The following is a 9,646-nucleotide window of genomic DNA, read 5'->3' as shown; positions in this document are numbered from 1 at the left end:
TCGGGTTGGCCACACGCGATGTGATCCTTCCCACCGCGATGCGCCGCGCCCCCCGGGGGCGCGGCGCTCCATCGTCGCGGACCGGCTCGTCAGCCGTCCGAACCGGTGTCGATGTCGCCCTCGGGCGCGGTCGGAGGAAGGCCGGGCGTCTGCGACGTCCCGGGCACCTCGGGAGCCTCCGGGGGTGCCGCCCCCGCTCCCTCGGCCAGCACGCGCTCCAGCCTCGGGCCGTTCAGCCGCAGGAACTTGCGGTGCGGCCGGTTGCGGTCGAGCACCGCGACCTCGAGCTGGCTGGCCGGAGGACGCTCGCCGCCGGGCTCGGTGAGCGCGAACAGCGCCGCCTCAAGTGCCTCGGCCAGCGGCAGCCCATCGCGATAGCGCTCCTTGAGCCTGCTCGCAACCGCCTCCGCCTGGCCGCCCATCGCCACCAGGCCGGTCTCGTCGAAGACCGAACCGTCGAAGGTGAGGCGGTAGATGTGGTCCTCCTCTGAGGAGTCACCGACCTCCGCGACCACGAGCTCGACCTCGAACGGCTTCGGCGACTCGGTGAAGATCTGGCCGAGGTTCTGCGCGTAGAGGTTGGCCAGGCCACGCGCGGTGACGTCGTCCCTGGCGTAGTTGTAGCCGTTGATGTCGGCGTAGCGGATGCCGCCGAGGCGCAGCGCCTCGAACTCGTTGTAGCGGCCGACCGCGGCGAACCCGATCTTGTCGTAGATCTCGCTGATCTTGTGCAGGGCCCGGGAGGGGTTGGGGGCGACGAACAGGATGCCGTGCTCGTACTGCAGAACGACGACGCTGCGGCCTCGCGCGATCCCCTTACGCGCGTAGTCCGCCTTGTCCCGCATCTGCTGCTCGGGCGAGACATATCCAAAGGGCATGGACACCTGGGGTGATCCTCTCGTGTTAGCGCAGCGGGGCGACGGGGCCGTCGGGGGAGCTCATGCGCCCTTCGAGGACGGTCTGGACGTGACCGCCGACCTCCTCGTCGGACAGACGGGTGAAGCCGTCAGCGGTGATCTGCACTACGACGGGCCAGATCTTACGGGTGACGTCGGGGCCGCCGGTCGCCGAGTCGTCGTCGGCAGCGTCGTACAGCGCGTTGATGAGCGCCAGAACGGTCTCCTCGGGCGAGGAGTTCTCCCGGTAGAGCTTCTTCAGCGAACCGCGCGCGAAGATCGAGCCAGAACCGATCGAGTGGTACTGCTGCTGCTCGTACGGACCACCGCCGACGTCGTAGCCGAAGATCCGGCCGCCGTCGATCTCGGGATCGTAGGCGGCGAACAGCGGCACCACGACCAGTCCCTGCATCGCCATGCCGAGATTGCCGCGGATCATGGTGGCGAGCCGGTTGGCCTTTCCCGCGACGGAGAGCGTGCGCCCCTCCATCTTCTCGTAGTGCTCGAGCTCGACCCGGTAGAGGCGGGCCATCTCGATGCCGGTGCTCGCCGCCCCGGCGATGCCCATGCACGAGTAGTCGTCGGTCCGGAACACCTTCTCCATGTCTCGCTGGGAGATGATGTTCCCCGAGGTCGCCCGGCGGTCACCGGCCATCACCACACCGCCCGCGCAGGTCGCGGCGACGATCGTGGTCGCATGTGGAACATGGTCGCCGACCGGGGCTGCCAGGGTCTCGCGTCTACCGGGCAACAAGTCCGGCGCGTAGGAGCCGACGAACTCAGTGAACGAGGAAATGCCGCTGTTCGTGAAGATGTGATTCACCATGCCGGCGGGCAGGTCCCTGTGCGATCCCACGCGACTCCCTCCAAAGGTGCGGTCCTATAAGGCCCGACCTTACTCATCTTGCCGTGCTGCATGCACTTCCCTGGATCAGCTCAGCGCGAACCCCCGCGGCACGGCTCATTGAATCTTTACGACCGGGCGGGCGACCCCCGCCAACACCCGCGGCCTCCCCGGCCCGGTCCTCCCGGCCCGGTCCCCCGGATCGGTCTTCTCGCCGCGAACCAGGACTCTTCCCGCGTCTCGGCGCCCCGAGGCCGTCCACGACCGCCGGTCCGCGCCATCAGGGCGTGACGGGACCGGCGACGGCCGGTTGGCCCGTCGTTCGCGGTGTGCTGACGCCCTGATCCGGCGTGCCCCTCGTTTTCCCTACGTTCCCAAACGTCGTTAGTGCCCCCGGGGGCCCGGTGCCGCTGCGCGCGGCCTCACCCCGCTCGGCCCTGAGCTCGTGATGACTCTGTCCTCACCCCAGACCACGCACGCGGGTGGCCGCCTACTGGCCACCCTTCTGGACATACGACCTGACGAACTCTTCCGCGTTCTCCTCGAGAACCTCGTCGATCTCGTCGAGAATGGCGTCGACGTCGTCGGAGAGCTTCTCGTGACGGTCCTGGACGTCGGTGGAGTCCGCCGGGGCGGTCTCCTCGACTTCCCTGTCGGTCCGACCGGTCTGCTTCTGACCTCCGGTGTCCTTACTAGCCATCTGTGGCACCTCCACATGGGGGACGTCTCTGCCCCATATCTTCCCCGAACCGGCAGACATTTCGCGTGGATCGTCCTCGATCTTTACGAGAGCCCGCCGGAGTCACTTCCGGGCCCTGCCCACAAGCCAACCCGCTCGAGCCGTCCGGCGGCAAATCCTTCGGCACTTGACTAGATAGCATCTCTATCCAATGATTGGGTAGCACAACTGTCCAACGAGAGGTCCCCCATGTCGCCGTCGTCGCTGAGCACCACAGGAGTGCTCTTGATCACCGTGCCCGCCGTCGCCTTCGGCGGGATCTCCCTGCTGGCGCACATCATGCGCAACATCCCCGGCTACCTCGACAACCCGGTACGGCGCGGCCTGTGGCGGGCCGGGCACGCCCACGCCGGCGTCCTGGTCCTCTTCGCACTCGTCGCGATGCTCTACGTCGACCAGGCGGCACTGACGGAGGGCACGAGGACCCTGGTCAGAATCCTGATCGCGGCGGCGCCGATCCTGATGCCGCTCGGTTTCTTCCTCTCCGTCGTCCGCCCCTCCGACACCAAGCCGAACAAACTGATCTGGCTCACCGCGGCCGGAGGCGTCTGCCTGGGCACCGGCGCAATACTGCTCGGCATCGGCCTCATCTGACCGCCCTGACGGCGCGAATCAGCAGCGAATCGGGAATGAAGCGGTGGCGGATCAGGAGCGAATCAGCGGCGAATCAGAATTTGTCCGCCACCTTCGGCGAGTCAGGATCGTTCCAAGTAGGCCAACGGAGCCTAAAACTGCGATCATTGGGGAGTGAGCACCATCGTCGCCAGCCGTTACAAGCTTCTTTCCCCTGTCGGCCGGGGAGCGACGGGCGTGGTCTGGCGCGCCTACGACCTTCTCCTCGAACGGGCGGTGGCGCTCAAGGAGATCGCCCTACCCCCGGGACCGGCCGCGGCGGAGCAACGGCGGCGGGTGGTGCGCGAGGCGCGGATGGCCGCGCGGCTCAGCCACAGGGGCATCGTGACCGTGCACAACCTGGCCGAGGAGTCCGAGCGCCTCTGGATCGTCATGGAGTTCCTCGAGGCGCTCACCCTGCACGACACGCTCGTGCAGGCGGGACCGCTCCCGGCCGACCTGGTCGCGGCGATGGGACGCAAACTGCTCGACGCGTTGCGGCACGCGCACGACGGCGGCGTGATCCATCGTGACATCAAACCCGCCAACATCATGCTGACGGGCGACCGGGTGGTGCTGGCGGACTTCGGCTTCGCCGCCCCCGAGGGCGCGGCGGGCACCTCGATGCGCGGCACTCCGGCGTTCATCGCGCCGGAGACCCTGCACGGCCGGGGCGGGACGCGCGAGGCGGACATGTGGTCGTTCGGGGCAACCCTCTACATGGCGGTCGAGGGCAGAACCCCGTTCAGGACGGTGAACTCGATGCCCGCCCTGGTCGAGGCGCTGCGCGAGCCGGCACGCGCACCGCAGCGGGCGGGCGCGCTCGAGCCGATCCTGCGCGGGCTGCTCCGCAAGGACCCCAGGGCGCGGCTGAGCGCCGAGCAGACCTCGGCCATGCTGGCCAAGGTCGGCTGCTTCAGCGCCGCCTGACCCGTCGCCCGCCCTGAGCACGCCCGTCCCGGCGCCGGGACGGGTCGCTCCTTGGCGTCCCCGTCATCACGTCTGCGGCGCCGCTCCGCGGTTGTCGCGGCGGCACGGAACCCAACACCTTTACAATGTAGATCAATGGGTTTCGGTGGGCCGTCAGCGGCACGCCTCGACGAACCGGGCCGCCAGATCCGGACTGCCCGCCCAGTGCAGGTGCAGGTAGGAGGCAACGACCAGGCCCGTGGCGAACCCGTCGGCGCCGCCCCTCCAGCGGAACAGGGGCCGCTCGGGCACGGGCTCGACGGCGGTGCGGTGGAACTCGTGGCCGCGATAGCGCTCACCGGCCCTGGTCAGCGCCGAGTCCGCGACCGCGACCGCGTCGCGGTAACCCAGGGTGAGGGTCCCGGTCATCCTTGCCTCCAGGTCGAGGACCCCGCACATCGGCCTGCCGTCCAGCCGCCTGGCCAGGTAGAGCAGGCCGGCGCACTCGGCGGAGATCGGCCCGCCGAACGCGGAGACCTCCTTGCGCAGCGGCTCGTTCGCCGACAGCTCGGCCGCGTAGACCTCGGGGAAACCCCCGCCGATGACCACTCCCCCCGTCCCCTCGGGCAGGGTCTCGTCGGTCAGGGGGTCGAAGGTGACGACCTCGGCCCCCGCGGCCGCCAGCAACTCGGCCTGCTCGGTGTAGCCGAAGGTGAACGCCTGGCCTCCGGCGACCGCGACCCTCGTGGTGACGGGAGCGGCGGGCCCCGGGGTCCACGGCTCCGCGGGCAGCGCGGGGGCGGTGCGGGCGAGCCGTACGAGCTCCTCCAGGTCACACGAGGCGGCGACGAGGTCCGCGACGGCGTCCATGGCCCTGGTGGCCTGCGTCCTGCGCTCCGCGACGGGCACCAGGCCGAGGTGGCGGGAGGGGGTGGTGACGGCGTCGCTGCGGTGGATCGCGCCCAGCACCGGGACGCCGCTCTCCGCGAGGGCCTCGCGGCAGAGGTCCTCGTGCCTGGCGGAGCCGACCCGGTTGAGGATCACCCCGCCGAACCTGAGCCGGGTGTCGTAGGAGGCGAACCCGTGCACGAGCGCCGCGACGGACCGGCTCTGCTTGGCCGCGTCGACCACCAGGACGACCGGGGCGTCCAGGAGCCTGGCGACGTGCGCGGTCGAGGCGAACTCGCTCGCGCCCGCTCCGTCGTAGAGACCCATCACCCCCTCGACGACAGCGAGGTCGGCCCCGGCCGCGCCGTGCAGGAACAACGGGGCGATGAGTTCCTCACCCACCAGCCACGGGTCGAGGTTGCGCCCGGGGCGCCCGGTGGCCATGGCGTGGTAGCTGGGGTCGATGTAGTCGGGTCCCACCTTGTGCGGGGAGACCGCCATGCCCCGCCGGGTGAGCGCCGCCATCAGCCCGGTCGCGACCGTGGTCTTCCCCGCCCCGGAGGCGGGAGCCGCGATCACCAGACGGGCTACCATTCGATGCCTTTCTGCCCTTTCTGCCCGGCGTCCATGGGGTGCTTGACCTTGCCCATCTCCGTCACGAGGTCCGCGGCGTCGAGCAGGCGGGGATCGGCGTCGCGTCCGGTGACGACGACATGCTGGCCGCCCGGCCGCGCCGCCAGCGTGGCGACGACCTCGTCGACGTCGATCCAGCCCCACTTCATCGGGTAGGTGAACTCATCGAGCACGTACAGGCGGAACGTCTCCGCGGCGAGGTCGCGCTTGATCTGCTCCCAGCCCTCGCGGGCGTCGGCGGCGTGGTCCTCCTCGCTGCCGGGACGCTGGATCCAGGACCAGCCCTCCCCCATCTTGTGCCAGGAGACCGAGCCGCCCTCACCGGAGTCGCCCAGGACGCGCAGGGCGCGTTCCTCGCCGATGCGCCACTTGGCGGACTTGACGAACTGGAACACGCCGATCGGCCAGCCCTGGTTCCAGGCCCGCAGGGCCAGGCCGAAGGCGGCGGTCGACTTGCCCTTGCCCGGGCCGGTGTGGACGATCAGCAACGGCCGGGTACGGCGCTGCCGGGTGGTCAGCCCGTCCTCGGGGACGCTGACCGGCTTACCCTGCGGCATCGTCATCCGCCTTTCGGTCTCGTATGGCTCTGTGACTTCGCTGCGGCTTCACTGTGGCCGCCTCCCGCGGGTCTCGCCGGGGGCCGGGCCGCTCTTCTCGGTCTCACGACCTGTCAGCCGCCGTCGCCGGAGACCATGCCCCGGGCCGGGCAGGGACTCGCCGTCACGCTGCGGCCCGCCTCTCCCTGATCATCCCGGCGAGGTCGGTGAGGTCGTCCAGGCGCACGGTCTCCGCGCCCATCCGCCGCGCCAGGGCCCCGGCCAGGCCGAGACGGATGTGCCCGCCCTCGCAGTCCACCACCACCGAGGCCACCCCCGCCAGCAGCCCGGCGGCCCTGTGGGACTCCTCGACGGTGCCAGAGGTGGCCCGCCCATCGGTGACCAGGACCAGCAGCGGGCGCCTCGACGGGTCGCGCAGACGCTCGACCCGCAGGACCTCCGCGGCGCGGAGCAGCCCGGCGGCCAGCGGGGTGCGGCCGCCCGTCGGCAGCTCGCGCAGCCGGGCGGCGCCGGCCTCAACCGAGGAGGTCGGCGGCAGCACGAGGTCGGCGCGGGCGCCACGGAAGGTGACCAGCCCGACCTTGTCGCGGCGCTGGTAGGCGTCGAGGAGCAGGCCGAGCACGGCGCTCTTGACGGCGCGCATGCGCTGTCTCGCCGCCATGGACCCACTCGCGTCCACGACGAACAGCACCAGGTTGCCCTCCCTGCCCTCGCGTGCCGCCTCCCTGAGGTCCTCGCGCCGCAGCAGCAGCCCCGGCCCGCTCCTGCCGCGTTCCGCCTGGTACGGCGCGGCGGCCGCGACGGTCGCCTGCAGGTGGAGGGAGGCGGGCCGCCCCTGGGGGATCCTGGCGCCGGTGGCGCGCCCCAGAGGGGTCGCGGCCCTCGATCGCCGTCCCGGGGCTCCGGCGCCGAGACCGGGCACGGTGAACAGCCTGGCGCGACGCGCGGGGTCGGCGTCGAAAACCCGCTCGCGTCCCGCGGCCTGCGCGCTCGCGGGAGGCGGTGCCGGTGCCGGTGCCGGGCTCGCGGGCGAGGCGCCCGTTTCCGTGTCCCGGGGGACGGGGAGAGCGCCGGGGTCCACAGCGGGCGAGTCCTCGGCGCCGGGGGCGCCCGCGTCCCGCGCGTCGCCGTCGTCACCGGAACCGCCGTCGTCGTCGGAACCACCGTCGCTGGGACCGTCATCGCTGGGACCATCGCCGCTGGGACCATCGCCGGGACCGTCGCCCTGGCCGCCCCCGGGGCCCTCAGGTCCGTCTCCGGGGTCGTCGGGCTCGTCGGGGACCTGGCTGAGAAGGTCCTCCAGTCTGGACTCGTCCAGGCCGGGCGCGTCGAAGGGGTCGCGGCGGCGGCGGTGCGGGAGGGCGAGCCTGGCCGCCTCACGGACATCGTCGGCCGTGACGACGGTTCCGCCCCGCCAGGCGGCGTGCGCGATCGCCGCCCTGGCGGTGACCAGGTCGGCCCGCAGCCCATCGACCTCGAACGCGGCGCAGACCGTGGCGATCTGCCGCAGCGCGGAATCCGGCAGGGCGACACCCGCGACCCGGGACCTGGCCTCGGCGATGCGCGCGGCCAGCGTTCGCTCCTCCGCCTCCCACCGGGCGGCGAAGGCGACCGGGTCGGCTTCGAACGCCAGGCGCCGCCGTACCACCTCGGCGCGCTGGGACACCTCCCGTGACGCCCTGACCTCGACGGTCAGCCCGAACCTGTCGAGAAGCTGGGGACGTAGCTCGCCCTCCTCCGGGTTCATGGTCCCCACCAGCAGGAACCTGGCGGCGTGCCGTACCGAGACGCCCTCGCGCTCGACGTAACAGGTGCCAAGCGCGGCGGCGTCGAGCAGCAGGTCCACCAGATGGTCGTGGAGCAGGTTGACCTCGTCGACGTAGAGGACGCCCCGGTGAGCGCCCGCGAGGAGCCCCGGCTCGAAGGCCTTCACACCCTCGGTGAGCGCTCGTTCGAGGTCGAGTGAGCCGGCGAGACGGTCCTCAGAGGCGCCGACCGGCAGCTCGACGAGCCTCGCGGGCCGTACCGCGCCTGCCGCGCCTATCGCGCCCAGTGGGCCCGGCGGGGCCTGCAGCGGCGCCGCGCCGGCCTCGTGGGGCCCGTCGGGGCACTCGGGGTCGGGGGCGGCGGGGTCGCAGGAGAAACGGCAGCCACGCACCACCTCGACCGGAGGCAGCAACGCGGCCAGGGCCCGCACGATCGTGGACTTGGCGGTCCCCTTCTCCCCTCTGACCAGGACCCCGCCGACACCGGGGGAGACGGCGTTCAGGATCAGGGCGAGCTTGAGGTCCTCCGACCCCACGATCGCGGTGAAGGGATAACGCGGGTCACGCACCTTGGGGGCTCCTTGGGTGTCGTCATGCGGGGTAACTCAGCCGCCAGCGTCCGCCTCGCCCGGTGAGGGCGACCATGGCGAGGGGCGCGACATCGACGCGCCAGAAGGAGAGCGCCGGGGCGTCGAGGGCGTGGACGACCGCGGCGCGGATGACCGGGGCGTGGGTGACGGCGACGGTCCTGCCGGGTTCGAGGGCGGCGAGCCAGCCCGCGACCCGGTCGAGAAGCGCGGCGATCGGCTCCCCGCCGTGCGGCGCGGCCTCGGGGTCGGTGAGCCAGGCCGCGAGCGCCTCCGGCTCCCCGGCCTCGACCTCGGTGAGCGTCGTGCCGCTCCACCGGCCGTAGTCGCAGTCGGCGAGCAACGGCTCGGGCTCGGCCCGCAGGCCGAGTGCCTCGGCCGTCTGCGCACAGCGCAGCTCGGTCCCGCGGACCGCCCTGCCGGGGCCGATCCGCGGGGCCAGGCCCGCGGCACGGCGCAGGCCGTTCCCGTCGAGCGGTTCGTCTCCGGGAAAGGCGGCCCGCACCGTCGCCCGCGTCGAGGCATGACAGACGAGCAGCAGTCGTGCGACCCCCGAGGGGGTCATCACACCGGGCTGCGCCTGCGCGCGGCGAAGGCGAAGAACGCGCCGACACCAAGCCAGAACACCGCCTGGGTCCCGAGGGAGGCGATGCGGAAGTCCCACAGGAGATCGGCGGGGAAGCCCCGAGGCACCTCGTTGATCCCCGGCAGGAAGATCCAGGCCGCCGCGACCGGCACCAGCAGGGCCGCGCCACCGGCCAGCCAGCGCAGCCACGGCTCGCTTGAGGAGAGATACCGGTGGGCGGCGACACCGGCGCCGACGGCGAGTATCCCGATGACGACAGCGGTCAGGTAGAGCACCGTGCGCTGGTTGATCGTCTCGGGGTCGCCGACGGCGGGCGGGTTCGCGGGATACTTCAGGAAGGGCACCAGGACGATCGCGACGAACGCCGCCGCCGCGAGGGTGACCGCGAGCACCGGCTCCGATCTGGGCCCGACCCGGCCGCGCACCCCCGCGTACGCGAGGGCGAACAGGCCTCCGACGGCCAGGCCGTACAGGGCGAGGGCGAGGAAGAGCCCGAACCGCTGGCCGTTCCTGCTGACCAGTTCCTCCCCCTCCTCGTGGGAGTGAGCGGGTTCGGCCGCCTCGTGGGAGTGGGATCCCGCGCTGGAGGGAGCGGCCGCGGCCGCCTCCGCCAGCGCGGGGGGCCCGGG

General features: G+C 72.0%; 10 protein-coding genes. 2 read left to right on the top strand and 8 right to left on the bottom strand.

Annotated features, from left to right (window positions below; all coding sequences use genetic code 11):
* Positions 1-89: 89 nt before the first annotated feature.
* The 3 genes from prcA to AB0395_RS46610 all read right to left on the bottom strand — a co-directional run bounded on the left by prcA (position 90) and on the right by AB0395_RS46610 (position 2,440).
* Positions 90-878 carry a proteasome subunit alpha gene (prcA, locus tag AB0395_RS46620; RefSeq protein ID WP_366294325.1) on the bottom strand — a complete coding sequence of 263 codons (789 nt, stop codon included), beginning with the start codon at positions 876-878 and terminating at the stop codon, positions 90-92.
* 25 nt (positions 879-903) lie between these two features.
* Positions 904-1,722: a proteasome subunit beta gene (gene prcB, locus AB0395_RS46615; protein ID WP_366294322.1), complete on the bottom strand. Its 819-nt coding sequence runs from the start codon at positions 1,720-1,722 to the stop codon at positions 904-906.
* Between the two features lie 508 nt (positions 1,723-2,230).
* Positions 2,231-2,440: a ubiquitin-like protein Pup gene (locus AB0395_RS46610; protein ID WP_363949074.1), complete on the bottom strand. Its 210-nt coding sequence runs from the start codon at positions 2,438-2,440 to the stop codon at positions 2,231-2,233.
* Positions 2,441-2,698: 258 nt separating this feature from the next.
* Here AB0395_RS46610 and AB0395_RS46605 point away from each other — a divergent pair, with 258 nt between their 5' ends.
* Entirely contained in the window at positions 2,699-3,073 is a 375-nt protein-coding gene (locus AB0395_RS46605; protein ID WP_366294319.1) for a hypothetical protein, read from the top strand.
* A 153-nt stretch (positions 3,074-3,226) separates the two neighbouring features.
* A complete protein-coding gene (locus tag AB0395_RS46600) occupies positions 3,227-4,021 on the top strand; it encodes a serine/threonine-protein kinase (protein WP_366294316.1) in 795 nt (264 codons plus the stop codon).
* A gap of 153 nt (positions 4,022-4,174) precedes the next feature.
* Here the strand turns inward: AB0395_RS46600 and AB0395_RS46595 are convergent, their stop codons facing one another.
* The 5 genes from AB0395_RS46595 to AB0395_RS46575 form a co-directional block, all read right to left on the bottom strand.
* On the bottom strand, positions 4,175-5,482 hold the full coding sequence (locus tag AB0395_RS46595; protein WP_366294313.1) for a cobyrinate a,c-diamide synthase: 1,308 nt from the start codon (positions 5,480-5,482) through the stop codon (positions 4,175-4,177).
* Positions 5,476-6,078, bottom strand: a complete 603-nt coding sequence (gene cobO, locus AB0395_RS46590) for a cob(I)yrinic acid a,c-diamide adenosyltransferase (RefSeq protein WP_366294310.1) — start codon at positions 6,076-6,078, stop codon at positions 5,476-5,478. Before cobO ends, AB0395_RS46595 begins: the two co-directional genes overlap by 7 nt.
* 163 nt (positions 6,079-6,241) lie before the next feature.
* Positions 6,242-8,413 (bottom strand): VWA domain-containing protein, encoded by a 2,172-nt coding sequence (locus AB0395_RS46585; protein WP_366294307.1) that lies wholly within the window; start codon positions 8,411-8,413, stop codon positions 6,242-6,244.
* Between the two features lie 22 nt (positions 8,414-8,435).
* The gene (locus AB0395_RS46580) at positions 8,436-8,996 is read right to left on the bottom strand and encodes a histidine phosphatase family protein (protein WP_366294304.1); all 561 of its coding nucleotides are present in this window, start codon (positions 8,994-8,996) and stop codon (positions 8,436-8,438) included.
* A partial coding sequence (locus AB0395_RS46575) for a CbtA family protein (protein WP_366294301.1) occupies positions 8,996-9,646 on the bottom strand: 651 nt, incomplete at its 5' end. The genes AB0395_RS46580 and AB0395_RS46575, both read right to left, overlap by 1 nt.

This window comes from Streptosporangium sp. NPDC051023, assembly GCF_040689595.1.
Lineage (GTDB): Bacteria > Actinomycetota > Actinomycetes > Streptosporangiales > Streptosporangiaceae > Streptosporangium.
This window is presented reverse-complemented; position numbering and strand designations above follow the sequence as displayed.

What these genes read in the sequence shown, in the direction of transcription:
- prcA (WP_366294325.1), bottom strand. Translation starts at nt 878, where the DNA reads ATGCCCTTTGGATATGTCTCGCCCGAGCAGCAGATGCGGGACAAGGCG.
- prcB (WP_366294322.1), bottom strand. Translation starts at nt 1,722, where the DNA reads ATGGTGAATCACATCTTCACGAACAGCGGCATTTCCTCGTTCACTGAG.
- AB0395_RS46610 (WP_363949074.1), bottom strand. Translation starts at nt 2,440, where the DNA reads ATGGCTAGTAAGGACACCGGAGGTCAGAAGCAGACCGGTCGGACCGAC.
- AB0395_RS46595 (WP_366294313.1), bottom strand. Translation starts at nt 5,482, where the DNA reads ATGGTAGCCCGTCTGGTGATCGCGGCTCCCGCCTCCGGGGCGGGGAAG.
- cobO (WP_366294310.1), bottom strand. Translation starts at nt 6,078, where the DNA reads ATGCCGCAGGGTAAGCCGGTCAGCGTCCCCGAGGACGGGCTGACCACC.
- AB0395_RS46580 (WP_366294304.1), bottom strand. Translation starts at nt 8,996, where the DNA reads ATGACCCCCTCGGGGGTCGCACGACTGCTGCTCGTCTGTCATGCCTCG.